Below are 24,026 nucleotides of genomic sequence, written 5' to 3'. Positions count from 1 at the left end.
TGCCGCGGCCAGGATCACCCGGGGCAGCGGCTCAAGACACCGGCGCAAACACAAGTGAAACACCAGCGAAGCGCGCATCCATTCACTATTTTGGTAGTTGCCAACGGGGGCAGGCACGGGGACTCGTGGGGGGTCAGATGTCGTTTATCGCTGTCGGGCCAGGATTGCTGGCGGGGGCAGCCGCCGACGTCGACGGCATCGAATCGCTGCTTCGCCGGGCCAATCAGGCAGCGGCCGCTTCCACCACCGAGGTGCTGGCCGCGGCCGGTGACGAAGTGTCCGCGGCGATCTCCGACCTGTTCTCCGGATACGCGCAGCAGTACCAGTTGCTCAGCGCCCGGGCGGTGGCGTTCCAGACCGATTTTGCCCGTGCGTTGAACGCGGCCGCGACCCACTACGCGGCTGCCGAGGCCGCGGCCGCGAGTGATCTGTCGGCGCAGAGCATCGAGCAGGGGCTGCTCGACGTCGTCAATCTGCCCACCAATGTGCTTCTCGGACGGCCGTTGATCGGGGATGGCGCCAGCGGGACGACGAACGCGCAGGGTGTCGGAACGCCCGGTGGCGGCGGCGGCCTGCTGATCGGAAACGGCGGCCGGGGCGGTGACAGCATCGCGGTCGGTGTTGTCGGCGGCGCCGGTGGTCCGGCCGGATTGCTGGGCACCGGCGGCACCGGCGGCATGGGCGGCTTCGGTGCCGCCGGCGGGATCGGCGGCACGGGCGGGTGGCTCTACGGCAACGGAGGAACCGGCGGCATCGGTGGTCCTTTCAGCGTCGGCGGCACCGGCGGCTCCGCGCTGTTGTTCGGCGCCGGCGGAACCGGCGGCCTGGGAGGGGCACTGGGCGGCGCCGGCGGTGTCGGCGGCCGTGGCGGGTGGCTGATCGGAGATGGCGGCACGGGCGGCACCGGTGGCGTTTCCGGCGGTCCGGGCGGGGTCGCGGGCGGCCCAGGCGGCGCCGGGGGCGCTGCCACGTTGGGCGCGCCCGGCGCCACCGGTGCCACGGGCGGCGCACCGGCCATTCCGGTGACCGTGGATTACCAGCTACATCGGCCGTACGTGACCGTGTCCATCGGTGGTGGGCCGGTTTCTCAAGTGGTCCTCGACACCGGGTCGGAAGGCCTGATCGTCCCCCCGCAGAACGTGAACTTCACCTCTCTCGGCCCGATCGTCGATTCCGGCTACGTCATCACCTACGGCGACCCCAGCAATCAGATCACCGAGACCTACAACACGTATACGACGACGGTGAACTTCGGAAATGGAATCATCACCGCGCCCACCAAGATTGGCGTGATCACTTCCGTCATGCAGACAGTCAACGGCGTCACCACCATTCTCCCGGCGTCGGCGGGGGTGCCGGTGCTGGGCGTCGGAGCCACCCAGTTGGGCGGTTCACCCATTGCCGCTCCGGTAGAGGCGCTTCCGGGCACATTGAGCCAGGGAATGCTGATCAACGAGCCCGCGGGACTCGTTCAGTTCGGCGCCAACCCGGGCACCGCGTTTGCCGTCTCGAGTGGTGCCCCGATCACCAATCTGTCGGTGAGCGTCAACGGGGGCTTTCCGTTACCCGTCTTCGGCGCAATCGTCGATACCGGCGGTCTGACGGGTCTCCTGCCGTTTTACCTGGGGACCGGGGCTGTCAACGGAGTGGTGCCGGCGGGCACCCACCTGACGTTCTACAACGAGGCCGGGGTGTTGCTCTATCAGCAGACCGTCGGCGCGGCCGCCGACGCGCCGCGCGTCGGATTCTTGAGTATGAATACCGGCAACACGCCCTTTGAACTGATGCCGATCTATTTCTCCTACGGCACACCGTCGGGAACGATCTTCTACAACAGCTGAGCGTTTCGCCGGCCGCCCTCAGTGCGCGTGCAGGTCCGGCCGGTAGCGGGCCAGCTGCTCGCGCACGGCGTCCATCGCGTGCACGGCCCGCTCCTTGTCCACCGCCTGGATCGCCATGATGGGGATGTATTCGTCGTCGGGCAAATCCACCCGGGCCCAGCGGCTGCCCACCGGGAAGGACACCCCGACCACGTCTCCCCACGGGATCAGCTTGTCGCTGAAGACATTACGCACCGAGAGCCCGGCCGCGCCGACGCGCAGCCGGGGGCGGGTGAACAGCAGCGCCAGGCCCGCCAGAACCACTCCCAGCACAGCCATCGCCACCTGGTCGGCGGTCTGGAAGACCACGCCGCTGGAGCCGATCTTGAGCACCACGCCGATTGCGATGTGGGCCACCACGAGCACCACCGCCGCGGCGTAGGCGAACATCGGGGTCAGGTGGGCGCGGCACTCCAAGTCCCAGTCGGTCGCTTGGGATTTCGTCACTGTTGAGCACGCAGGTTGCGCAGGGTCAGGGCGGTGGTCAGGGCCGCCGCGGCCGCCTGCGCGCCCTTGTCTTCGGCCGAGGCGGGGAGGCCGGCCCGATCCAAAGCCTGCGCCTCGGTGTTGGTCGTCAGTACCCCGTTGGCGACGGGAGTCGAGGCATCCAGTGAGACCCGCGTCAGGCCCTGAGTCACCGCGTCACAGACGTAGTCGAAGTGTGGTGTCTCACCGCGGATTACGACTCCGAGCGCAACGACCGCGTCGTGATTGCGGGCCAGCTCCTGCGCGACGACGGGAATCTCGATCGCGCCGAGCACCCGGACCACGGTTGGGGAGTCGATGCCGGAATCAGTTGCTACCTTGCGGGCACCGGCCAACAGAGCATCGCAGATCGTGTCGTGCCAGGTGCTGGCGACGATGGCGAGCTTGATGTCCGACGCGTCGAGTACCGGGATGTCCGGCACGCCGGCGCCTCCGCTCATAAGGCCCCACCGAATTCGCCTGGCAGATGCACGGATTCGTGGAAGTCGTCCAGGCCGGCGAGGTCGTGGCCCATCTTGTCGCGTTTGGTCATCAGGTAGCGGATGTTCTCGGCGTTGGCACGCACCGGCAACGGCACCCTTTCGATGATATGCAATCCGTACCCGTCCAGGCCGACGCGTTTGGCCGGGTTATTGGTCAGCAATCGCATGGAACGGACACCCAGGTCGACAAGTATCTGGGCACCTATGCCGTAATCCCTTGCATCGGCGGGTAATCCGAGCTTGAGGTTGGCGTCCACGGTGTCTTCGCCGGCGTCTTGCAGCTGATAGGCCTGCAACTTATGCATCAGGCCGATGCCCCGGCCCTCGTGTCCGCGCATGTAGAGCACCACGCCACGGCCCTCGCGGGCCACCATGGCCATCGCGACGTCCAGTTGGGGCCCGCAGTCGCAGCGACGCGACCCGAATACGTCGCCGGTGAGACACTCGGAGTGCACGCGGACCAGCACGTCGTCGCCGTCACCGGTGGGCCCGGCGATGTCGCCGCGGACCAGCGCGACGTGTTCGACGTCCTCGTAGATGCTGGAGTATCCGATCGCACGAAATTCTCCGTGCCGGGTGGGGATGCGTGCCTCGGCGATGCGCTCGATGTGCTTCTCGTGCTTACGGCGCCACTCGATCAGGTCCGCGATGGTGATCAGCGCGAGCCCGTGTTCGTCGGCGAACACCCGCAACTCGTCCGTCTGGGCCATCGCGCCCTCGTCTTTTTGGCTGACGATCTCGCAGATGGCGCCCGCCGGTTGCAGGCCTGCCATCCGGGCCAGGTCGACCGCGGCCTCGGTGTGACCGGGGCGGCGCAACACCCCGCCGTCCTTGGCGCGCAGCGGAACGACGTGTCCGGGGCGGGTGAAGTCCGCGGCGATGCTGGCCGGGTCGGCCAGCAGGCGCATCGTGGTGGCCCGGTCGGAGGCCGAAATCCCGGTTCCCACACCAATTCTCGCGTCCACAGTGACGGTGTAGGCGGTGCCGTGCTTGTCTTGGTTCACCGCGTACATCGGCAACAGTCCCAGCCGGTCGCAGATCTCGCCGTCCAGCGGCACACACAGATATCCCGAGGTATAGCGGACCATGAAGGCGACCAGTTCTGGGGTGGCCTTTTCGGCGGCGAAGATGAGGTCGCCTTCGTTCTCGCGTTCCTCGTCATCGATGACGACGACGGCCTTGCCCGCCGCAATGTCGGCAACCGCCCGCTCGACGGAGTCCAACCTCGTCATCTTGTGTCCTCACTGGCTGCTATTGCTCTTAAGTATGAACCACCGCGGGCCCGCATTTGCTACCACTTTGCTGTGTACGGGCCCCGGCCTCAGGTCCCGGCTCGCAGGAGCCGTTCCACATACTTTGCGATCACATCCACCTCGAGGTTCACCTGGGTGCCCACCGGCGCGGAGCCCAGGGTGGTCAGCTCTCGGGTGGTGGGAATCAAAGAGACCTCAAACCAGTCCCGCGGTTCGGCGCCCAGGCCGGAAACAGTCAGCGAAATCCCGTCGACGGTGATGGAGCCCTTCTCCACCACATAGCGCGCCACCGAGGCGGGCATCTCGACCCGGACCACCTCCCAGTGCTCCGAGGGGGTGCGGGCCACGATTTCACCGGTGCCGTCGACATGGCCCTGCACGATGTGCCCGCCCAGTCGGCTATTGAGCGCGGCGGCGCGCTCCAGGTTCACCCGGCTGCCCGGCCGCAGTTCACCCAGGTTGGACCGGTTGAGCGTCTCGGCCATCACGTCGGCACTGAATTGGCCGTCCGGCAAGACGTCGACGACCGTCAGGCACACCCCGTTGACGGCGATCGAATCCCCGTGGCCGGCGTCGGAGGTGACCGTCGGACCGCGAATGATCAGTCGGGAGGCGTCGGCCAGCGCATCGCGGCCGGTCACCTCACCGAGTTCCTCGACAATTCCGGTGAACATCGCACCAGGTTAATGACTATCCGAGCGACGTTGCACCCGCCTGGTTCCCCGGTCGGGTCAGGGGCACCCTCTACGATGCAGGGTATGCAAAAATCCCGCCGTCTTCTGGCTGTCCTGGCTGCGCTGAGCGTCGCGATCACGCTCGCCGCAGGGTGCTCGATCAAAAAGAAGGACAGCGGCGGGCCACTTCCCGACTCCAAGGCCACCCAGCAACTGGTCACCCAGGCCACCGAGGCCAGCAAGGGCGTCAAGAGCGCGCACATCGTATTGACGGTCAACGGCAAGATTCCGGGCCTGTCCATCAAGACACTGACCGGGGACCTCAACACCGAGCCCACCGCCGCCAAGGGCAACGTCAAGCTGACGTTCGCCGGCTCCGACATCGATGCGGACTTCGTGGTGATCGACGGAATCCTGTACGCCACGCTCACCCCGAACAAGTGGAGCGATTTCGGTAAGGCCTCGGACGTCTACGACCCGTCGCAGATCCTGAGCACGGACAAAGGCGTAGCCAATGTGCTGGCGAATTTCAGCGACGCGAAAGCCGACGGACGCGAGACCATCAACGGCCTGAACACCGTCCGGATCACCGGGAAGACCACACCCCAGGCGGTGAACGCGATTGCGCCGCCGTTCAGCGCGTCCGACCCGGTGCCGACGACGATCTGGATTCAGGACGGCGGTGATCACCAGATGGTGCAGGCCAGGTTGGAGCGCGGCACCGGCAACTGGGTCCAGATGACGTTGTCCAATTGGGGCCAGCAGGTCCAGGTCACCAAGCCCCCGCTGAGCTGATGGCCATGAAAGCGGGACGCCGAATCGCGATCAGTGCGGGCAGCCTGGCGGTGCTGCTCGGTGCCCTCGACACCTATGTCGTGGTCACGATCATGCGCGACATCATGAGCAGCGTCGGGATCCCCGTGAACCAGCTGCAGCGGATCACGTGGATCGTGACGATGTACCTGCTGGGCTACATCGCCGCGATGCCGCTGCTGGGCAGGGCCTCCGACCGGTTCGGGCGCAAGTTCGTACTGCAGGCCAGCCTGCTCATGTTCATCGTCGGCTCGGTGGTGACCGCGCTGTCGGTGCAGATCGGCAACTGGACCATCGAGGCCGGCGACTACATCCTGCTGTCCCCGGACCCGAACCGCGCATTCCATGTGCTGATCGCCGGCCGCACCATCCAGGGCATCGCCAGCGGCGCCCTGTTGCCGGTGACGCTGGCGCTAGGTGCCGACCTGTGGTCGGAGCGCAACCGCGCCGGGGTCCTTGGTGGCATCGGCGCCGCTCAGGAACTGGGCAGCGTGCTGGGTCCGCTGTACGGCATCTTCATCGTCTTCCTGTTCCACGACTGGCGCCACGTCTTCTGGATCAACGTCCCGCTGACCCTGATCGCCATGGTGATGATCCACTTCAGCCTGCCCTCGCACGACCGCAGCGACTCGCCGGAGAAGATCGACATCACCGGCGGCCTGCTGCTGGCCCTGGCGTTGGGCCTGGCGGTGATCGGTCTCTACAACCCCAACCCGGACGGCAAACAGGTGCTGCCGAGCTACGGGTTGCCGCTGGTGATCGGGGCGGTGATCGCCGCCGCCGCCTTCTTCGCCTGGGAGCGTTTCGCGCGCACCCGGCTCATCGAGCCGGCCGGCGTGCACTTCCGGCCGTTCCTGTCCGCGCTGGGCACCTCGGTCTGCGCCGGCGCCGCCCTGATGGTGACGCTGGTCAACGTCGAGTTGTTCGGTCAGGGCGTGTTGCAGATGGACCAGACCCAGGCGGCGGGCCTGCTGTTGTGGTTCCTGATCGCGCTGCCGATCGGCGCGGTCCTGGGCGGGTGGATCGCCACCCGGGCCGGCGACCGCGTGGTGGCTTTCGTCGGAATGCTGATCGCGGGCGCCGGCTACTGGCTGATCTCGTACTGGCGCGGTGACCTGATGCAGCGCAAGCACGACATCCTCGGACTGATGCTGCCGGCGGTGCACACCGACCTGCTGGTGGCCGGCCTGGGACTCGGCCTGGTGATCGGCCCCCTGTCGTCGGCGGCGTTGCGGGTGGTGCCCGCGGCCCAGCACGGCATCGCCTCAGCGGCGGTGGTGGTCGCCCGCATGACCGGCATGCTGATCGGCGTGGCTGCATTGAGCGCCTGGGGGCTGTACCGGTTCAACCAGAACCTGGCTCACCTCTCGGCGACCATTCCCCCAGACGCAAGCGTGCTGGAGCGTGTCACCATTCAGGGGCATCAGTACCTGCAGGCGTTCGCGCTGATGTACGGCGACATCTTCAAGGTCACCGTGGTCATTTGTGTGGTGGGCGCGCTGCTCGGGCTGCTGATCGGTGGGCGCAACGAGCACGCCGACGAGCCGGAAGCCCCTGAGCAACCGGCCCTGGAGCCTGGAGCGCCCCAGCCCGTTCGCGAAGCCGCTAGCGAGCAACCAGGCTGAGCAGCAAGTCCGGTCCCACCTGCTCGACGCTGTCGAACTGCCAGCGCAGCGCGTGCGCCATGCTGGACACCCCGACATCGTCGACGGCGGTCACCGGGCCACCCAGCAGGATCGGCGCGACATAGGCCAGGATCCGGTTGATCGCCCCGGCCCGCAGGAACGCCCCGGCCAGCGTCGGACCGCCTTCCAACAGCACATCCGTGCGGTCCGACAGCGCCCTGAGCACCTCGACGGGTTCGCGGGTGCGGATCACCATGGTCCGCGAGTCGTCGTTGAGGACATTGGCTTCCGGCGGGATCTCACGTCTGCCCACCACCACCCGCAGTGGCTGCTGCGGCGACAGCGAACCGTCGGGCAGCCGGGCGGTCAGGGTGGGGTTGTCGGCGAGAACGGTTCCGGTGCCGACCACGATCGCGTCCGCAATCGCGCGGCGCCGATGCAGGTCGGCGCGAGCGGCCTCGCTGGAGATCCACTGACTCGATCCGTCGGCCGCGGCGCTGCGGCCGTCGATGCTGGTCGCGTACTTCCATGTCACGTGCGGCAAACCGGTGCGTTGCTTGTGCAGCCACTCGCGGAGCGGACCGGCCGCCACCTGGTCGGCCATGATGCCCGAGCGCACCTGCAATCCCGCCGCCGTGAGCCGGCCGGCCCCGCCGCCCGCGATGCCGTTCGGGTCGTTGAGGGCGTAGATCACCGTCCCCACCCGCGCCTCGATGAGGGCGTTCACGCAGGGCGGCGTCTTGCCGTAGTGGTTGCACGGCTCCATGGTGATCACAGCGATACCACCGGCGGCCAGACCGCCGGCCCGGCGCAACGCGATGACCTCGGCGTGGTCGCCACCGGCCGGCTGGGTGGCGCCGACGCCGACCACCCGGCCCTCCTGGTCGACGATCACCGCTCCTACCGGCGGATTTGGATAGGTGGTGCCCTTGACCTGATACGAGTGCTCGATGGCCAGCTTCATGGCCTCTTCGATGCTTTTGACCTGCTCGACTCCGGTCATGAGCGGTGCCCCAGGTGACGCGACGCCGCGCTGGCCTGTCGCCGCAGCGCTTGGACCGCGGCGGCGGGATCCTGCGCGCCGTAGACCGAAGACCCCGCGACGAAGCAGTCGACACCGGCTTCGGCGGCCTGCTCGATGGTGTCCTCGTTGATGCCGCCGTCGATTTCGACCAGGATGGTCAGCTCCCCCGCGTCGATCAGCTTGCGGACCGTACGCACCTTGCTCAGCACCTCCGGAATGAAGCTCTGGCCACCGAAACCGGGCTCGACCGACATGATCAGCAGCGTGTCGAACTGAGGCAGGATTTCCAGGTACGGCTCGAGCTGGGTACCGGGCTTGACGCTGATTCCGGCCTTGGATCCGGCGGCCCGGATGTCGCGCGCGACCCCGACCGGGTTGTCGGTGGCCTCGGCGTGAAAGGTGACGTTGTAGGCGCCGGCCTCCGCGTAGGGCGGCGCCCAGCGGTCGGGGTTGTCAATCATCAGATGGCAGTCCATCGGAATGCTGCTGGCCGCCAGCAGGCTCTCCACCACCGGTAGACCGATCGTCAGGTTCGGCACGAAGTGGCCGTCCATCACGTCGACGTGCAGCCAGTCGGCGCCGTGCACCGCGGCGGCTTCGTCGGCGAGCCGAGCGAAGTCAGCCGCCAAGATCGACGGCGCTATCAGCGGACCCCCCGTACCAGGCATGTGCGACAGACTACTAATCCTCCGGAAGCCGGCGCAGGGCAGCCGCGAACATGGCGTCGGTGCCGTGCCGGTGCGGCCACAACTGCACCGACGGCCCCTCACCCAGGCCGTCGACCGGGTCGAACAGCGGCCGGGTGTCCAGCGCCTGCACCGGGTGGCGGCGCAGCGCGTCTGCGACCACTCCCACCGTCTCGGCGAGGTGCGGGGAGCAGGTGGCGTACAGCACCACCCCACCCGGTCGGGTGAGGGAAATCGCGGCGGCCAGTAGTTCCCGCTGCAACCTGGCCAGTGCCGGCACGTCGGACGGCTGGCGCCGCCAGCGGGCTTCCGGCCTGCGGCGCAGCGCACCCAACCCGGTGCAGGGCACGTCGACCAGCACCCGGTCGAACTGTGCCGGCAAGCCGGTTTCCCGGCCATCCACCCGCAACACCTCGACCGGCAGCCCCCGGGTGTTCTCCACCACCAGGTCCGCTCGATGCTCCGCGGGTTCCACGGCGGTCACGGTGGCTCCCGATTGGGCGCCGAGGGCGGCCAGCAGTGCGGTCTTTCCCCCCGGACCGGCGCACAGGTCCAGCCAGCGTCCGGCGTCGTCGTCCACGGCAGCCAGTGTCAGCGCCCGGGCCACCAGTTGACTGCCCTCGTCCTGCACCAGCGCCCGGGCCTCGCGCACCGGCTCCAGCTGCCCGGGGTCGCCGCCGGGCAGGTAGACCGCATAGGGCGAGTACCGCCCGACTGTGCCGTGCACGGCCTCGGCCAGCTCGGCAGCGGTCAGCACCCCGGGACGGGCCGCAAGATGTATCTGCGGCCGTTCGTCATCGCTGGCCAGCACCGCGTCCAGCTCGCCCGCCGCTGCTCCCAGTGCGTCGGCGAAGGCCTGAGCAATCCAGCGCGGATGGGCGTGCACGAATGCCGCGTTACCGACCGGGTCGTTGCGCGGGGCCAACTCCTGCACCCAGGACTGTTCATCCCGCCCCGAGATGGTGCGCAGTACGCCGTTGACGAAACCGGCTCGGGCCGAATCGAATTCGATGCCGGCCTGGTCGACGGTGGTGGAAACCGCGGCATGAGCGTCCACCCGGGTGCGCAGCAGCTGGTAGGCGCCCAGCCGCAGCAGGTCCAGCAGCACCGGATCGATGGTCTCCGGCGCCCGGCCGGCGGCGGCTCCGATGATGACGTCCAACAGCCCGGCGCACCGGCATGTTCCGTAGGTCAGTTCGGTGGCGAAAGCTGCGTCACGGCCGCTGATTCCGCGCTCGCGCAGCATCGCCGGCAGCACCAGGTTCGCGTAGGCATTGCGCTCGCTGACGGCCCGCAGCGCGTCGAATGCGGCACGGCGCGCGGGGTCCAGCGGCTTGCGGCGTGGCCGCTGCTGCGGCTTTTGGGGTTGGCGGTCGGGACGTTTGCGGTAGGGCCGGTTCTGGGTCATGACGCCCGGATCTCGGGGTCGAGCCGGGCACCCCGCGCCCAGTCGGCGGCGTTCATCGCCTTCTTTCCGGGAGGCTGTATCTGGCCCAGCCGGACCGGTTGGGAAGCGGTACCAACCCACACGCACTTGCGGTCGACCTGTATCGCACCCGGCGCCAAGGCTCGCGGACCTTCCGAATCCAATTGCACCGGACCGACTTTCACTCGGATATCGCCGATGAGTGTCCAGGCACCCGGGTTCGGCGTGACGGCGCGGATCCGTCGCTCGACCACTTGCGCCGGCAGGTCCCAGCGCACCCGGGCCTGCTCGACGGTGATCTTGGGCGCCAGGCTGACCCCTTCGGCCGGTTGCGGACGCGGCGTCAATGCCTGGTCCGCGATCCCGTCCAAGGTGCCCACCAGCAGTTCGGCACCCGAAATCGCGAGCCGCGCCAGCAGGTCGCCGGCCGTATCGGTCGGCCGGATGGTTTCGGTGACGATGCCGTAGACCGGCCCGGAGTCCAGGCTCGGTTCGATCTGGAAGGTGGTGGCCCCGGTGATGGTGTCGCCTGCGGCGATCGCGGCCTGCACCGGCGCCGCGCCGCGCCAGGCCGGCAGCAGGGAGAAGTGCAGGTTGATCCATCCGTGCGGAGGAATCGCGAGCAGCGCGTCGCCGAGCAGCGCGCCGTAGGCCACCACGGCACAACATTGCGGCGCCAGGTCGGCCAGCTCGGCCACGAAGTCCGGCGCGTTGGGCCGGGCCGGCCGCAACACCGGGATTCCGCGCTCCAGCGCCTCTCGTGCCACCGGCGACGGTTCCGGTGTGCCGCGCCGCCCCGACGCGGCATCGGGCCGGGTCAGGACGGCGATCACCTCGTGACGAGGTGAGTCGATGAGGCGCCGTAATGCGGGCAACGCGGGTTCGGGGGTACCGGCGAAGACGAGGCGCACCGGCACAGTCTATGAACTGACCGTCGCCGCCGGGCGCCCGACAGTCCGACAGCGAAGTCACAGCGACTTACAAACTTGCCTATGCATACTGTGTCCGTACGACATAAACATCCAGATCTTCACTCCCCTCAAGGAGATCCACCATGACAATCGACACCCCGATCCGCGCCGACGAAACGCTCGCGGCCACCCACCGGGCCATGTGGGCCCTCGGCGACTACGCGCTGATGGCCGAAGAAGTGATGGCCCCGCTGGGCCCGCTGCTGGTCGCCGCCGCGGGTATCGGTCCGGGTGTTCAAGTGCTCGACGTGGCCGCCGGATCGGGCAACATCTCCCTGCCCGCAGCCAGGACCGGCGCGACCGTCACGTCGACCGACCTCACCCCGGAACTGCTGCAGCGCTCGCAGGCGCGCGCCTCAACGGAGTGCCTGAAGTTGCACTACCAAGAGGCAAACGCCCAGGCACTTCCCTTCGGCGACAACGCATTCGACGCGGTAATCTCGGCCATCGGAGTGATGTTCGCACCGGATCACCAGTGCGCCGCCGACGAGCTGGTCCGGGTGTGCCGCCCCGGCGGGACGATCGGCCTGATCAGCTGGACGCACGAGGGCTTCTTCGGCCGGATGCTGGCGACCATCAGGCCGTACCGGCCCAGCCTGTCGTCGGACCTGCCGCCGTCCGCCCTGTGGGGACGTGAGGCTTACATCACGGGACTGCTTGGGGACCGCGTCACCGACGTCGACACCCGGCGCGGACTGCTCGAGGTGACACGTTTCGACACCGCGCAGGACGTCCACGACTACTTCAAGAACAACTACGGCCCGACGATCGAGGCGTACGACAACATTGGTGGCAACGGGGTGCTGGCCGCCGAACTCGACGCCCAACTAGTCGAACTGGCCGATGAATATCTGACGAACGGCGCCATGGAATGGGAATACCTGCTGCTCACCGCGCACAAGCGGTGAAAACGGGAGCGATCCGGCGCTCACATGTCGAGCAACTCGACGTGGGCGTCGGGTTCGCCGCCGGCCGCGGTGAACGCGGTGAGCGCGCGGACCAGCCCGTGACGTTCGGCTGCCGGCATCTTCTCGACGATGCGAGCTATCTCGCTGCGCCGGTTCGCGGTCACCTTCGCGACCACTTCGCGGCCCCGCTTGGTGAGGGTCGCGAGCAGTTCCCGGCGCGAGGTCGGATGTGGCATGCGGTCAATCAGACCGGCGCTGACCAGCCGATCGACCATGCGGCCGGTGGCCGAGGGTTGCACGCCCAACAGCGTCGCCAGCGTCGCCAGGTTGACCGGACCGCGATTGGACAGGATGACCAGCGTGCGGAACTGCGGGATGGTGATTGTGTCGTCCACGGCCGCAATGGAATTCGCCGAGATTCCGACCAACAGCCGTGACGCCGTCAACAACGAATCGGTGATCATGTCCAGCGACTCGGTCATCGCATTCTCTGTTGCCATCGAAGCCCCCTTCCCCGGTGCCTAGCTAGAGCAGAGAAATTGTAACAGCCTCCTATAATCGAATACCTTAATTGTTGCCCCTTCATATAGTTGCTCACGGATGTTTTGCTGTGGTGGCGGCAACCCCGACCCCGCAGGAGATCCGATGACCAGCTCCGTCTGCGAATCCCCGGTAACGACGCACCGGGCCATGTGGCAGCTCGGCGACTACCCCGCATACGCCGACGAGGTGTTGGCGCCGCTGGGTCAGATACTGCCCACCGTCTCGGGCATCGGCCCTGGTGACCAGGTGCTCGACGTCGCCGCCGGTACCGGCAACGCGTCAATACCGGCCGCCGTGGCCGGCGCCCACGTGACTGCCATCGACCTGACCCCCGAGTTGCTGCAACATGCCCAGCTGCGAGCGGCCGAGCAGGGGCTGCGGCTGAGTTGGCGCGAGGCCAACGCCGAGGCGCTGCCCTTCCGGGCCGGGGAGTTCGATGCGGTGCTCTCATCGATCGGGGCCATGTTCGCCCCCCGCCAGCAGCGCACCGCCGACGAAATGGCCCGGGTCTGTCGCCGGGGCGGCAAGATCAGCGTGCTGAGCTGGACGCCGGACGGCTTCTACGGCCGGTTGCTGTCGGCCGTGCGGCCCTTCCGGCCGACGATGCACCCCAGAGCCCCGCACGAGGCATGGTGGGGATGCCCGAGATACATCAGCGTGCTCTTCGGCGATCACGTCAGCGATATCCGCACCCGAACGGGGGCGTTGCGGGTCGACCGATTCGACTCCCCCGAAGCCTGTCGTGACTATTTCAAGACGCACTACGGCCCCGTCGTCAACGCCTACCGGCAGATCGCCGGCGATCCGGCCTGCGTCGCCGCACTCGACGCCGAACTGGCCGAACTCTGCGCTGAATACCTCAGTGGCGGCGTAATGCGTTGGGAATACTTGATTTTCACCGCACGAAAGCGCTGATCCAGATCACCCGATGTGCAGCGGGTCGATCTGGATCCGAACCGGCTCATGGGTTTGCCGGGCACTGAGCACCCCGACCGCACCACGCAGCGCGGCGGCCAACCGCAGACCGTCTTCCCGACGCACCCGCACCAGCATCCTGGCGACCGCGGCGTCGGCCGCGAGGCCCGCCGGCCGACGCGCTCCGGCGGGCAGCTCCACCGGGCCCAGCAACTCCGCCCCGTCGGGTAGTCGCGCCTCGTCGAGCAGGGCCGCCACCGCCTCGGCGGTGCCGTCCAGGGCAGCGATGTGCACAGCGGGCGGCAGGCCCACCTCGGCCCGGGCCGCGAGCTCGGCGTCGGCGTGACCGACCGGATCCCAGCGAATCAGTGACTGCACCGTCGGCAGCGCCGATTCGGCGACCACGGTCACCACCCCGCCGGCGCCGCGGGACCGTACCAGGGCGGCGGCGTTCATCCAGCGCCACAGCGCGTCCTCCGCCGCGCGCAGGTCCTGCCGCCCCAGCAGCGCCCAGGTATCGAGCAGCAATGCGGCACCGTAGCCGTCCACAGCGCACGGTTCGGCGCCGGGAGTGGCGACCACCAGCGCCGGCCGCGCGGGCACCTGGGACACGATGACATCACCCGCGGAGGTGACCACCGGAGTGCCTGGGAATGCCCGGCCGAGTTCCTCGGCGGTGCGCCGCGCACCGACGACCACCGCACGGACCGCGTCCGACCCGCATCGGGCGCAGCGCAGCGCTGGGTCGGCCCGGCCGCACCACCGGCACCTGGCACCGCCACCGCGATCGGCCAGCGCCAGCGGTCCGGTGCAATGCCGACAGCGCGCGATCGCCCGGCAACGACCGCACGCCAGCGACGGCACATAGCCGCGCCGCGGCACTTGCACGAGCACCGGCGCACCGGATTCCAGCGCGGATCGCGCGGCGCGCAGCGCGATCGAGGGCAGGCGGGCGGTGTGTGCCGCCGGGTCGCGCTCGTCGGCATACCCGCTGTCGTCGAGCGCCACCACCCGCGGCGTGCGGGCGCGCACCACCGGCCGGGCCGCCACGATGTCCTGCGCCCAGCCGGTGCCCACCAGCGCCTGAGCCTCCGCGGTCCGGGAGTAGCCGCCGATCAGTGCGGCGCAGCGCGCCTGGTGCGCGCGCAGCATCGCCACCTCGCGGGCGTGCGGATACGGCGCCCGCGGCTCGGCCAGGCTGTCGTCGGCGTCCGACCACACCATGACCAATCCGAGATCGGCCACCGGCGCAAACACCGCGCTGCGGGTCCCGATCACCACGCGCGCGCTGCCCCGCAGCGCGGCCAGCCACCGCCGGTACCGCGCGGCCGGACCCAGCCCGGCCGACAGCGCCACCACGCTGGCCTCGTCGATCCGCGCCACGGCCGCCTGCCACAACCGGTCCAGATCGCGTTGATCGGGCACGATCGCCAGCGCCGAGTGGCCGGCCGCCACGGTCTGGGCGGCGGCCTCGGCGAACCGGTCCGCCCACGACTCCCCCGGCAGCGCCTGCCACACCGCGCGAGCGGCCCGCGATTGGGCCAGCGCATCCAGGAATTGACCGCCACGACCGTACCCTTGCCAGGCGGTGGGATCCACCGGTTGCACCACCGGCAGCGGCGGTATGGCGGTCAGTTCCTTCTCGACCCTGGCGTGCCGGGCCGGCACCGCCAGGCGCAGCACATCCGGCCTGGTGCCGGCGTAGCGCGCAGCGACCGCTTCGACCAGTCGCCGGATCTCCGGAGTGAGGACGGGTTCGGCGGAAACCACCCGGTCCAGCCAGCCGAGCTTTCCCTGATGGTCGGTGTCGTTGCGTCGTTCCAGCACGAACGCGTCGACCAGCCGACCGTGGAAACGCACCCGGACCCGCACCCCGGGCTGGGCGTCGTCGGATTGCTCAGGGGGCACGAGGTAGTCGAACTCGCGGTCCAGGTGCGGCACCGAGAGCATCGGCAGCACCCGGGCGATCGGCTCCACCTCGGCGACCGCGCCGGCAGTGTGCCGAGTTGCCTTGTCAGACAGACTTTTTCTGGTCACGGTGCGGCCACCGTAACCGCGGGCAGCGACAACTAGTTCTCGGCGGCCGCGGCCACGTCGGTGCGGCCGAAGAAGAAACCGGCCGTGATGAGGATCTCAGCGGCGGCATACGACCACCAGATCGGCACCGCCAACGCCTCGTTGCCCAGGATGAACCGGCTGATCGCGATCATCGAATCCGACGCCGCGAAACACACCGCGCCCACGGCCGTCCAGATGGTGGGCAGCTTGGCCAGCAGCGCGGTGCACACCATCGCCGACAGCACGGTGATGTAGACGGTGACCGGGAGGGTTAGGTTTTCCTTGCCGTTGTTCAGGTGCGGCCAGAACCAGATCAGCATCGACACCGAGGCCAGCACCATCACCGCGGCGGCCGCCACGCGCGGCCGCGCCGGCGTGACATGCGGAACCAGCGCGCCCAGAAAACAGATGTGGGCCAACAGGAATGAACCCAGGCCCAGGACGAACGACATGGTCCACCACGGGATCGCCAGCAGCCAGTCACCACCGGCGGAGAACAGCAGGGCCGGCACCAGCCAGCGTCGCTCGCGTACGACGGGATGCGCGAACGCGGCCACCATCAGCAGCAGCGCCATCGACGCCTTGAACGGTGGTTGCGCAATCCAATGTCCGGTGAGTTCGCTGCCCGGGGGCAGGCGCAGCGCGATGACCGTCAGATAGACCCCGTAGGCGATTCCCGCCCACCCGGCCGCCACCCAGCCAAAGACCATCAGGCGGGATGCGTACGGTACCTCCATGCCGAATTTCGACGACACCGCCTTGCTTCGGGGTAATGAGAAACCCGGGGTCGATCCCATCCTGCTGAAGGTACTGGATGCGGTTCCCTTTCGGCTATCAACCGACGACGGAATCGATGCCGTACGACAACGACTGCGTGACCTGCCGCGCAGGGCGGTGCATCCCGAACTGCGGGTCGAAGACCGTGCGATCGACGGCCCGGGCGGACCCATCGACATCAGAATCTATTGGCCGCCAACGCAAAACACCGCACCGGTGGTCGTGTTCTTTCACGGCGGCGGCTTTGTGATGGGTGACCTCGACACACATGACGGCACATCGCGCCAGCATGCGGTCGGCGCCGACGCGATCGTGGTTTCCGTCGATTACCGCCTGGCACCCGAACACCCCTACCCCGCCGCCGTCGAGGACGCCTGGGCGGCAACGAGATGGGTTGCCGAGTTCGGGTCCGAGATCGGCGCCGACACCAGCCGGATCGCTGTCGCCGGCGACTCGGCGGGTGGCACGATTGCGGCCGCGGTGGCCCAGCGGGCCCGTGACGAAGGCGGGCCGGCCCTCGCCTTCCAATTGCTGTGGTACCCCTCCACCATGTGGGACACGTCGCTGCCGTCATTCACCGAGAACGCGAACGCGCTGATCCTGGACGCGAAGGCCATTGCCGACTTCTCCCGTTGGTACGCAGGCGAAGTCGACATGTCGAACCCGCCGCCTGGCATGGCTCCGGGACGGGCGGACAACCTCGCCGGCCTGCCTTCCGCCTATATCGCCGTTGCCGGCTTCGACCCGCTGCGCGACGACGGCATCAAGTACGGCGAGCTCCTGGCCGGGGCCGGCGTGCCTGCCGAGGTGCACAACGCCGAGACGATGGTGCACGGCTACGTCGGGTACGCCGGTGTGGTGCCAGCCGCCACGACCGCGATGGATCGAGGTTTAGCGGCTTTGCGCGTTGCGCTGCACGGCTAGTCACCGGCATGCATACGCTGGTTCCATGACGGACCCGACCGATACCCGACCGGAAATCGATCCGCTGCTGAAGATGCTGCTCGATGCCGTTCCGATGACGTTCAAAGCTTCCGACGGCGTCGAGGTTGCCCGCGCTCAGCTGGCCGCGCTGAAGGCGCCCCCAGAATTGCTGCCGGATCTGCGGATCGAGGACCGCACCATCGGCTACGGCGAACACGCCGACATTCCGGTGCGGGTCTACTGGCCCCCCACCGCGGCGGCGGGCAACCTGCCGGTGGTCGTCTTCTACCACGGCGGCGGCTGGGCGCTCGGCGACCTGGACACCCACGACCACGTCGCGCGCGCGCACGCTGTGGGCGCGGAGGCGATCGTGGTGTCGGTGGACTACCGTCTCGCCCCCGAGCACCCGCACCCTGCCGCAATCGAGGACAGCTGGGCCGCCCTGCGCTGGGTCGGCGAGAACGCCGCGGAGCTTGGGGGTGACGCGTCCCGGATCGCGGTCGCAGGGGACTCCGCCGGCGGCAATATCTCGGCGATCATGGCGCATCTCGCGCGGGACCACGGCGGGCCGTCGGTGGTATTTCAGCTGTTGTGGTACCCGTCGTGCATCGGCGATAGGACGCTGCCGTCGTTCACCGAGAACGCCGACGCCCACATCCTCGACGAGGACGTCATCGACGCGTTCCTGAGCTGGTACGTCCCCCACCTCGACGTCAGCGACCACACCACCCTGCCGGTGAACCTGGCGCCGGGTAATGGCGTACTGACCGGGCTGCCACCGGCCTTCATCGGCACCGCTCATCACGACCCGCTGCGCGACGACGGCGCGCGGTATGCGGAACTGCTGAGTGAAGCCGGTGTCCCGGTCGAGCTGGTCAATGAGCCCGACATGGTGCACGGCTACGTCAGTTTCGGCCTGGTGGTACCGGCGGCAGCGGAGGCGACCAACCGCGGCCTGGCGGCGCTGAAGAAGGCGTTGCACCCCTGAAATTGGTTGCCTAAGAACGTTTTTGGCGATTGCTCTGAAAACCCGAATCTAATGACAGACTCGCCATAGGATGATCCGGTCGGGCTTGACGCTACCTGTCGGGAGGTACGCAATGGCGTATGTGATCGCGGCGCCGGAGTGGGTGGCTGCCGCTGCCTCGGACCTGGCGAGCATCGGCTCGACGCTGTCCGCTGCTAACGCCGCCGCAGCGTTTCCCACCACCGGCGTGCTGGCCGCGGGTGCCGACGAGGTGACTGTGCTCATCGCCTCCATGTTCGGCGGCCACGCGCAGGCCTACCAGGCGTTGAGCGCACAGGCGTCGGCGTTCCATGCCCAATTCGTCGAACTGATGACCGGCGGTGCGAACGCCTACGCGGCTGCGGAAGCCGGCAATGTCGAGCAGACCCTGCTCAACGCGATCAACACCCCCACTCAGGTGCTGCTCGGACGCCCGTTGATCGGCAACGGCGCCGACGGCGCGACACCGGGCGCGGCCGGCGGGGCCGGCGGGCTGCTGTACGGCAACGGGGGCAACGGCGCTGCCGGAGTCAGCGCCGGCGTGGCCGGTGGTGCGGGCGGAGCCGCCGGGTTGATCGGCAACGGCGGCGCCGGCGGGGTCGGTGGTGTGGGGGCCGCCGGCGGCGCGGGCGGCAACGGCGGGTGGCTGTACGGGACCGGCGGCGCCGGAGGAACGGGTGGAGTGGGTGCCACCGTCATGACCGGGCCCGGCGGTGCGGGCGGCATGGGCGGCGCCGGCGGTGCTGGCGGCCTGTTCGGCAACGGCGGGGTCGGCGGACAAGGGGGCCAAGGTGGAATCAATCCGGCCGACCTCGCACTAGGTGGCCCCGGTGGCGCGGGTGGTGCCGGTGGAACCGCGTTATTCGGCAATGGTGGCACTGGCGGGATAGGTGGGCTGGGCGGCGCGGGACTCGGTGGCGGTGGCCTCAGCGGAGCGGGCGGCGCGGGCGGTTCAGTACAGCTCATCGGCCACGGCGGAGCCGGCGGGGCCGGCGGGAGCGCCATCGGTGGCAGCAGCCCTGGCGGCGCAGGCGGTACCGGCGGATCTGTTGGGCTGATCGGCGACGGCGGCGCAGGGGGGGCCGGCGGAACCGGCTCGTTCAGCAATGGCGGAGGCGGAGGCAACGGCGGCGTCGGCGGACTGTTGTACGGCAACGGCGGCGGCGGCGGGACCGGCGGGTCGATCGTCACCAACAGCACCAATATCGGCGGTGCCGGCGGTGCCGGCGGTGCGGCCCGGCTGTTTGGTAACGGCGGGGCCGGCGGCGCGGGCGGCAACGGCAATGCCGGGGGCGGCAATGGCGGTGCGGGCGGCGTGGCAGGCCAGTTCGGAAACGGCGGAGCCGGCGGCAACGCCGGAAGTGCAGCCGGAGGACGCGGGCCCGGCGGCATCGGCGGCGCCGGTGGCTTCGCGAACCTCTTCGGCAACGGTGGCGCCGGTGGCGCCGGTGGGACCAGCGGCTTCGACCCGATCGCCTTCACCGGTGTGAAGGGCGGCGCGGGAGGTGCCGGCGGAACCGCCGGCTGGATCGGCGCGGGCGGAGCAGGCGGCGCGGGAGGTGCTGGGGGCAGTGGCACCGCATTCATTAATTCCCCTGGTGGTCCAGGCGGAACGGGTGGCGATGGCGGGGCCGCCAGGCTGCTCGGCAGCGGCGGCGACGGCGGCAACGGCGGTCCCGGCGGAGCGCCCGGGACGGGCGGCATCGGCGGCACCGGCGGGGTCGCCGGCAACGGGGGCGCCCGCGGGCAACTGCTGGGTGGCGCCGGCGCCACCGGGCTCCCCGGCGCTCCGGGCTGACGCGCACTGGTGGACCAGCTGGTCTTCCTACGGCGGGTCTGCACAGTTCGTCGGCAATGTCGGTGCGGGGTGGCTCCGGCGCGCCCAACCGCATCCTGGTAAGGACTTGAGGGGCGGCGAGGCATTCTGCCGGGTTAGCGAAGCCGCACGGCTGACACTGGATCTCGGGCCGTACGCTGCGAATAGCAACAATGCACCACCGAAGTTCGGCGGCGTGCAACGCCATCGGAGGAATGCGCAATGGGTACCGCTCCCGACCACGAAGTCCTGATCGTCGGCGCCGGATTCTCCGGCATCGGCGCCGCCATCAAGCTCGACGAGGCGGGATTCTCCGACTACCTGATCGTCGAGGCCGGCGACGGCGTCGGCGGCACCTGGTACTGGAACACCTATCCCGGTATCGCCGTAGATATTCCGTCGTTCTCATACCAGTTCTCGTTCGAGCAGAGCCCGGACTGGTCGCGCACCTACGCACCCGGGCGTGAACTCAAGGCATACGCCGAACACTGCGTGCAGAAGTACGGCATCAGGTCCCGAATCCGGTTCAACACCAAGGTGATTTCCGCGGAGTTCGACGAGCAGCACGGCCTGTGGCGGGTGCAGACCGACCCGGGCGACGAGATCACCGCACGGTTCATCATCAGCGCCAGCGGCGTCCTGACGGTGCCCAAGCTGCCCGACATCGACGGGGTCGACTCGTTCGACGGCATCACCATGCACACCGCGCGCTGGGACCACACGCAGGACCTGACCGGGAAGCGCGTCGGGATCATCGGCACCGGCGCCTCGGCTGTGCAGATCATTCCGGAAATCGCACCGATCGTCTCGAGCCTCACCGTTTTTCAGCGCACGCCGATCTGGTGTTTTCCCAAGTTCGACGTCCCGCTGCCCGCGGCGGCACGCTGGGCGATGCGGATTCCCGGCGGCAAAGCGGTGCAGCGTGCGCTCAGCCAGGCCTTCGTCGAAGCCACCTTCCCCATCTCGGCGCACTACTTCAAGGTGTTCCCGCTGGCCAAGTGGATGGCCGCGGCGGGACGGCGCTACCTGCGCCAGGAGGTCCACGACCCCGAGGTGCGCGAGCAGCTGACGCCGCAGTACGCGGTGGGTTGCAAGCGTCCGGGCTTTCACAACACGTATCTGTCCACGTTCAACCGCGACAACGTGCACCTGGTCACCACGCCCATCGACAAGATCACGCCGTCGTCGGTCGCGACCACCGAAGGGACCGACCACGAGGTGGATGTGCTGATCCTGGCCACCGGCTTCAAGGTGCTCGACACGGACGACGTGCTGACCTACGCGGTCACCGGCGTCGGCGGGCAGTCGTTGAGCCGGTTCTGGGACGAGCACCGCACCCAGGCCTACGAGGGCGTCAGCATTCCGGGCTTCCCGAACTTCTTCGCCGTATTCGGGCCCTACGGCTACGTCGGGTCGTCGTACTTCGCGCTGATCGAGACCCAGACCCACCACATCCTGCGATGCCTGAAACGGGCCCGCCAACAGGGCGCGACGCGGGTCGAGGTCACCGAAGAAGCCAATGACCGCTACTTCGCCGAGATGATGCGGCGGCGCTACCGCCAGGTGTTTTGGCAGGACAGCTGCCGGCTGGCTAACAGCTATTACTTCGACAAGAACGGCGACGTCCCGCTGCGACCCACGACTACGGTCGAAGCATACTGGCGCAGTAGGCATTTCGACCTCGATGATTACCGGTATACGGGCTAGGTCCGCGCCTCCCGCCCACGAGCGCCCGCGTTTTGCCAACGACACGCCGCGGCGGCCGGCAATTTGGGGACGCTCGCGCCAGTACCGTACGCACCCGCGGCTACGCTCAGACCATGGCGAAAGTGTTTTCCCGTATCGACGAGGCGCTCCGCGACTTCATCGGTGAGCAGGCGATGTTCTTCGTCGCCACGGCCCCGTCCGAAGGTGGCCGAATCAACCTGTCTCCCAAGGGATACGCCGACACCTTCGCGGTGCTCGACGACCACACCGTCGCCTACCTGGACCTGTTCGGCAGCGGCGTGGAAACCATCGCGCACTTACGCGACAACGGTCGCATCACGCTGATGTTCTGCTCGTTCACTCGCAACTCGCGCATTCTGCGACTGTTCGGCACCGGCCGGGCGCTGCGCCCAGACGACGACGAATTCGCCCGAGTGCGAGCACATTTCGGGGAACTGCGGGCGGGCGTGCGGGCGGCCATCGTGGTCGACGTGGAGCGGATCGCCGACGCGTGCGGCTTCGCGGTGCCCTACTACGAACTCGTCGACGAGCGACCGGTGCTCGACAACTATCACAGCAAGCAGCCGCACGAGGCGTACTCCGGCACCATCGGCCGCAATCAGCACAGCATCGACGGCCTGACCGGGCTGGACCCGGACCACCCGCTGCCGCCGCGTTAGCGCGCGAGCAGGGGGGCACCTCCCCCGCGCGAGGAGACGCAAAGGCCCCTCATTTCGGCACGAAATGGGGGCCCTGGCGTCTGCTCGCGAGAGAACGTTAGATCGCGCGCTTGAGGTCGTCGACCTTGTCCAGCTGCTCCCAAGGCAACTCGATGTCGGTGCGCCCGAAGTGCCCGTACGCGGCGGTCGGCGCGTAGATGGGGCGCAGTAGGTCCAGGTCGCGGATGATGGCGCCGGGCCGCAGGTCGAAGACCTCCGGGATGATCTTCTCGATCTTGACCGGGTCGACGGCCTCGGTGCCGAACGTCTCGATGAACAGTCCCACCGGCGCGGCCTTGCCGATGGCGTAGGCCACCTGCACCTCGACCCGCTCCGCCAGCCCCGCGGCTACGACGTTCTTGGCCACCCAGCGCATCGCGTACGCGGCCGAACGGTCCACCTTGGACGGGTCCTTGCCGGAGAACGCACCGCCACCGTGCCGGGCCCAGCCACCGTAGGTGTCGACGATGATCTTGCGGCCGGTCAGGCCGGCGTCCCCCATCGGTCCGCCAAGCACGAACTTGCCGGTCGGGTTCACCAGCACGCGGGTCGACGACGAGTCCAGCGTCTCGTGACCCAGTTCCTCGAGCACCGTCTGCAGCACGTGCCGGCGGATGTCGGGGTCCAGGGTGTTCTCCAGGTCGATGCCTTCGGCGTGCTGGGTGGAGACCACCACAGTGTCCAGCCGCACCGGGACGTTGTCCTCGTAGGCGATGGTGACCTGGGTCTTGCCGTCCGGGCGCAGGTAGTCCAGCGTGCCGTTCTTGCGAACCTCGGTCAGCTTCCGCGACAGCCGGTGCGCCAGCGCGATGGGCAGCGGCATCAGTTCCGGGGTGTCGTTGATCGCGTAACCGAACATCAGGCCCTGGTCGCCGGCTCCCTGGGAGTCCAGCGGGTCCGCCGCGCCCTCGACGCGGGCCTCGTGGGCGGTGTCGACGCCCTGGGCGATGTCCGGCGACTGCGCGCCGATGCCGATGTTGACCCCGCAGGAGGCACCGTCGAAGCCCTTGTCCGACGAGTCGTAGCCGATGTCCAGAATTCGTGCACGCACCGTGTTCGTGATGTCGGCGAAGGCCTCTTTCGCCGACGTCGTCACCTCGCCCACCACGTGCACCTGTCCGGTGGTAACCAACGTCTCGACCGCCACCCGGGAGCGCGGGTCGCCCGCCAGCAGCGCGTCGAGCACCGAGTCACTGATCGCGTCACAGATCTTGTCTGGATGCCCCTCGGTCACCGACTCGCTGGTAAATAGCCGACCCTTCTCGCTCACCCTGGTCCGTCCTTCCAGTCCATGCCCGCCCAACCGTTAGTTAGGCGAATTATTTTTCGCTGC

The 24,026-nt window shown here is 68.6% G+C and carries 22 protein-coding genes; 10 read left to right on the top strand and 12 right to left on the bottom strand.

What is annotated here, in order from left to right:
• The first annotated feature begins 137 nt into the window (after window positions 1-137).
• A complete protein-coding gene (locus AWC08_RS13320) occupies window positions 138-1,841 on the top strand; it encodes a PecA family PE domain-processing aspartic protease (protein ID WP_065136609.1) in 1,704 nt (567 codons plus the stop codon).
• 18 nt (window positions 1,842-1,859) lie between these two features.
• On the opposite strand, the gene AWC08_RS13315 is transcribed toward AWC08_RS13320, so the two are convergent.
• The 4 genes from AWC08_RS13315 to AWC08_RS13300 all read right to left on the bottom strand — a co-directional run bounded on the left by AWC08_RS13315 (window position 1,860) and on the right by AWC08_RS13300 (window position 4,775).
• A complete protein-coding gene (locus AWC08_RS13315) occupies window positions 1,860-2,270 on the bottom strand; it encodes a PH domain-containing protein (protein WP_065136610.1) in 411 nt (136 codons plus the stop codon).
• Window positions 2,271-2,323: 53 nt separating this feature from the next.
• On the bottom strand, window positions 2,324-2,806 hold the full coding sequence (ribH, locus tag AWC08_RS13310) for a 6,7-dimethyl-8-ribityllumazine synthase (protein WP_065136590.1): 483 nt from the start codon (window positions 2,804-2,806) through the stop codon (window positions 2,324-2,326).
• Complete coding sequence (locus tag AWC08_RS13305) at window positions 2,803-4,080, bottom strand: bifunctional 3,4-dihydroxy-2-butanone-4-phosphate synthase/GTP cyclohydrolase II (protein WP_069433888.1); 1,278 nt, start codon at window positions 4,078-4,080, stop codon at window positions 2,803-2,805. The genes ribH and AWC08_RS13305 overlap by 4 nt, the downstream gene beginning before the upstream one ends.
• Window positions 4,081-4,169: 89 nt before the next feature.
• On the bottom strand, window positions 4,170-4,775 hold the full coding sequence (locus tag AWC08_RS13300) for a riboflavin synthase (RefSeq protein WP_069433887.1): 606 nt from the start codon (window positions 4,773-4,775) through the stop codon (window positions 4,170-4,172).
• Between the two features lie 75 nt (window positions 4,776-4,850).
• Between AWC08_RS13300 and AWC08_RS13295 the strand changes: the two genes are divergently transcribed.
• Together AWC08_RS13295 and AWC08_RS13290 are read left to right on the top strand one after the other, a co-directional pair.
• On the top strand, window positions 4,851-5,570 hold the full coding sequence (locus AWC08_RS13295) for an LppX_LprAFG lipoprotein (RefSeq protein WP_082986689.1): 720 nt from the start codon (window positions 4,851-4,853) through the stop codon (window positions 5,568-5,570).
• Window positions 5,571-5,575: 5 nt separating this feature from the next.
• Entirely contained in the window at window positions 5,576-7,213 is a 1,638-nt protein-coding gene (locus AWC08_RS13290) for an MFS transporter (RefSeq protein WP_142283556.1), read from the top strand.
• Here AWC08_RS13290 and ribD read toward each other — a convergent pair.
• The 4 genes from ribD to fmt are packed head-to-tail and all read right to left on the bottom strand — an operon-like array spanning window position 7,194 to window position 11,260.
• On the bottom strand, window positions 7,194-8,216 hold the full coding sequence (ribD, locus tag AWC08_RS13285; protein ID WP_065136595.1) for a bifunctional diaminohydroxyphosphoribosylaminopyrimidine deaminase/5-amino-6-(5-phosphoribosylamino)uracil reductase RibD: 1,023 nt from the start codon (window positions 8,214-8,216) through the stop codon (window positions 7,194-7,196). The two genes, AWC08_RS13290 and ribD, sit on opposite strands and share 20 nt — an antisense overlap.
• Window positions 8,213-8,914, bottom strand: a complete 702-nt coding sequence (gene rpe / locus AWC08_RS13280) for a ribulose-phosphate 3-epimerase (protein ID WP_142283563.1) — start codon at window positions 8,912-8,914, stop codon at window positions 8,213-8,215. The genes ribD and rpe overlap by 4 nt, the downstream gene beginning before the upstream one ends.
• A 4-nt stretch (window positions 8,915-8,918) precedes the next feature.
• On the bottom strand, window positions 8,919-10,331 hold the full coding sequence (locus AWC08_RS13275; protein ID WP_069433885.1) for an RsmB/NOP family class I SAM-dependent RNA methyltransferase: 1,413 nt from the start codon (window positions 10,329-10,331) through the stop codon (window positions 8,919-8,921).
• Window positions 10,328-11,260 carry a methionyl-tRNA formyltransferase gene (gene fmt / locus AWC08_RS13270; protein ID WP_069433894.1) on the bottom strand — a complete coding sequence of 311 codons (933 nt, stop codon included), beginning with the start codon at window positions 11,258-11,260 and terminating at the stop codon, window positions 10,328-10,330. Before fmt ends, AWC08_RS13275 begins: the two co-directional genes overlap by 4 nt.
• Before the next feature lie 143 nt (window positions 11,261-11,403).
• Here fmt and AWC08_RS13265 point away from each other — a divergent pair, with 143 nt between their 5' ends.
• Window positions 11,404-12,228 (top strand): class I SAM-dependent methyltransferase, encoded by an 825-nt coding sequence (locus AWC08_RS13265; RefSeq protein ID WP_065136598.1) that lies wholly within the window; start codon window positions 11,404-11,406, stop codon window positions 12,226-12,228.
• A 20-nt stretch (window positions 12,229-12,248) separates the two neighbouring features.
• Here AWC08_RS13265 and AWC08_RS13260 read toward each other — a convergent pair whose 3' ends face one another.
• Window positions 12,249-12,728 carry a MarR family transcriptional regulator gene (locus AWC08_RS13260; protein WP_065136599.1) on the bottom strand — a complete coding sequence of 160 codons (480 nt, stop codon included), beginning with the start codon at window positions 12,726-12,728 and terminating at the stop codon, window positions 12,249-12,251.
• A 145-nt stretch (window positions 12,729-12,873) separates the two neighbouring features.
• Between AWC08_RS13260 and AWC08_RS13255 the strand changes: the two genes are divergently transcribed.
• Window positions 12,874-13,686, top strand: coding sequence for a class I SAM-dependent methyltransferase (locus AWC08_RS13255; protein ID WP_065136612.1), 813 nt, complete (start codon window positions 12,874-12,876; stop codon window positions 13,684-13,686).
• Window positions 13,687-13,692: 6 nt separating this feature from the next.
• Here the strand turns inward: AWC08_RS13255 and AWC08_RS13250 are convergent, their stop codons facing one another.
• Both AWC08_RS13250 and AWC08_RS13245 read right to left on the bottom strand, forming a co-directional pair.
• A complete protein-coding gene (locus AWC08_RS13250; protein WP_069433893.1) occupies window positions 13,693-15,636 on the bottom strand; it encodes a primosomal protein N' in 1,944 nt (647 codons plus the stop codon).
• 119 nt (window positions 15,637-15,755) lie between these two features.
• A complete protein-coding gene (locus AWC08_RS13245) occupies window positions 15,756-16,481 on the bottom strand; it encodes a lysoplasmalogenase (protein ID WP_065136600.1) in 726 nt (241 codons plus the stop codon).
• On the opposite strand from AWC08_RS13245, the gene AWC08_RS13240 reads away from it, so the two are divergent.
• The 5 genes from AWC08_RS13240 (at window position 16,480) to AWC08_RS13220 (ending at window position 22,654) form a co-directional block, all read left to right on the top strand.
• On the top strand, window positions 16,480-17,445 hold the full coding sequence (locus AWC08_RS13240) for an alpha/beta hydrolase (protein WP_069433884.1): 966 nt from the start codon (window positions 16,480-16,482) through the stop codon (window positions 17,443-17,445). The genes AWC08_RS13245 and AWC08_RS13240 overlap by 2 nt on opposite strands.
• Before the next feature lie 25 nt (window positions 17,446-17,470).
• The gene (locus AWC08_RS13235) at window positions 17,471-18,433 is read left to right on the top strand and encodes an alpha/beta hydrolase (protein WP_085087866.1); all 963 of its coding nucleotides are present in this window, start codon (window positions 17,471-17,473) and stop codon (window positions 18,431-18,433) included.
• Between the two features lie 112 nt (window positions 18,434-18,545).
• A complete protein-coding gene (locus AWC08_RS13230; protein WP_069433495.1) occupies window positions 18,546-20,249 on the top strand; it encodes a PE family protein in 1,704 nt (567 codons plus the stop codon).
• A 240-nt stretch (window positions 20,250-20,489) separates the two neighbouring features.
• Window positions 20,490-21,974, top strand: coding sequence for a flavin-containing monooxygenase (locus AWC08_RS13225; protein ID WP_069433496.1), 1,485 nt, complete (start codon window positions 20,490-20,492; stop codon window positions 21,972-21,974).
• 113 nt (window positions 21,975-22,087) lie between these two features.
• Window positions 22,088-22,654, top strand: a complete 567-nt coding sequence (locus tag AWC08_RS13220) for a pyridoxamine 5'-phosphate oxidase family protein (RefSeq protein ID WP_065136605.1) — start codon at window positions 22,088-22,090, stop codon at window positions 22,652-22,654.
• 97 nt (window positions 22,655-22,751) lie between these two features.
• On the opposite strand, the gene metK is transcribed toward AWC08_RS13220, so the two are convergent.
• Window positions 22,752-23,963, bottom strand: coding sequence for a methionine adenosyltransferase (gene metK / locus AWC08_RS13215; protein WP_065136606.1), 1,212 nt, complete (start codon window positions 23,961-23,963; stop codon window positions 22,752-22,754).
• Between the last annotated feature and the right edge of the window lie 63 nt (window positions 23,964-24,026).

Origin of the sequence: Mycobacterium gordonae, assembly GCF_002101675.1 — a bacterium.
GTDB classification, from domain to species: domain Bacteria; phylum Actinomycetota; class Actinomycetes; order Mycobacteriales; family Mycobacteriaceae; genus Mycobacterium; species Mycobacterium gordonae.
Note: the sequence above shows the minus strand (reverse complement) of the source record. Positions and strands in the feature narration are given on the sequence as shown.

What these genes read in the sequence shown, in the direction of transcription:
- AWC08_RS13225 (WP_069433496.1), top strand. Translation starts at nt 20,490, where the DNA reads ATGGGTACCGCTCCCGACCACGAAGTCCTGATCGTCGGCGCCGGATTC.
- AWC08_RS13250 (WP_069433893.1), bottom strand. Translation starts at nt 15,636, where the DNA reads ATGCTCTCGGTGCCGCACCTGGACCGCGAGTTCGACTACCTCGTGCCC.
- AWC08_RS13305 (WP_069433888.1), bottom strand. Translation starts at nt 4,080, where the DNA reads ATGACGAGGTTGGACTCCGTCGAGCGGGCGGTTGCCGACATTGCGGCG.
- ribH (WP_065136590.1), bottom strand. Translation starts at nt 2,806, where the DNA reads ATGAGCGGAGGCGCCGGCGTGCCGGACATCCCGGTACTCGACGCGTCG.
- AWC08_RS13300 (WP_069433887.1), bottom strand. Translation starts at nt 4,775, where the DNA reads ATGTTCACCGGAATTGTCGAGGAACTCGGTGAGGTGACCGGCCGCGAT.
- AWC08_RS13290 (WP_142283556.1), top strand. Translation starts at nt 5,576, where the DNA reads ATGAAAGCGGGACGCCGAATCGCGATCAGTGCGGGCAGCCTGGCGGTG.
- AWC08_RS13275 (WP_069433885.1), bottom strand. Translation starts at nt 10,331, where the DNA reads ATGACCCAGAACCGGCCCTACCGCAAACGTCCCGACCGCCAACCCCAA.
- AWC08_RS13220 (WP_065136605.1), top strand. Translation starts at nt 22,088, where the DNA reads ATGGCGAAAGTGTTTTCCCGTATCGACGAGGCGCTCCGCGACTTCATC.
- AWC08_RS13245 (WP_065136600.1), bottom strand. Translation starts at nt 16,481, where the DNA reads ATGGAGGTACCGTACGCATCCCGCCTGATGGTCTTTGGCTGGGTGGCG.
- AWC08_RS13255 (WP_065136612.1), top strand. Translation starts at nt 12,874, where the DNA reads ATGACCAGCTCCGTCTGCGAATCCCCGGTAACGACGCACCGGGCCATG.
- AWC08_RS13230 (WP_069433495.1), top strand. Translation starts at nt 18,546, where the DNA reads ATGGCGTATGTGATCGCGGCGCCGGAGTGGGTGGCTGCCGCTGCCTCG.
- AWC08_RS13235 (WP_085087866.1), top strand. Translation starts at nt 17,471, where the DNA reads ATGACGGACCCGACCGATACCCGACCGGAAATCGATCCGCTGCTGAAG.
- AWC08_RS13240 (WP_069433884.1), top strand. Translation starts at nt 16,480, where the DNA reads ATGCCGAATTTCGACGACACCGCCTTGCTTCGGGGTAATGAGAAACCC.
- AWC08_RS13265 (WP_065136598.1), top strand. Translation starts at nt 11,404, where the DNA reads ATGACAATCGACACCCCGATCCGCGCCGACGAAACGCTCGCGGCCACC.
- AWC08_RS13295 (WP_082986689.1), top strand. Translation starts at nt 4,851, where the DNA reads ATGCAGGGTATGCAAAAATCCCGCCGTCTTCTGGCTGTCCTGGCTGCG.
- AWC08_RS13260 (WP_065136599.1), bottom strand. Translation starts at nt 12,728, where the DNA reads ATGGCAACAGAGAATGCGATGACCGAGTCGCTGGACATGATCACCGAT.
- AWC08_RS13320 (WP_065136609.1), top strand. Translation starts at nt 138, where the DNA reads ATGTCGTTTATCGCTGTCGGGCCAGGATTGCTGGCGGGGGCAGCCGCC.
- ribD (WP_065136595.1), bottom strand. Translation starts at nt 8,216, where the DNA reads ATGACCGGAGTCGAGCAGGTCAAAAGCATCGAAGAGGCCATGAAGCTG.
- AWC08_RS13315 (WP_065136610.1), bottom strand. Translation starts at nt 2,270, where the DNA reads ATGTTCGCCTACGCCGCGGCGGTGGTGCTCGTGGTGGCCCACATCGCA.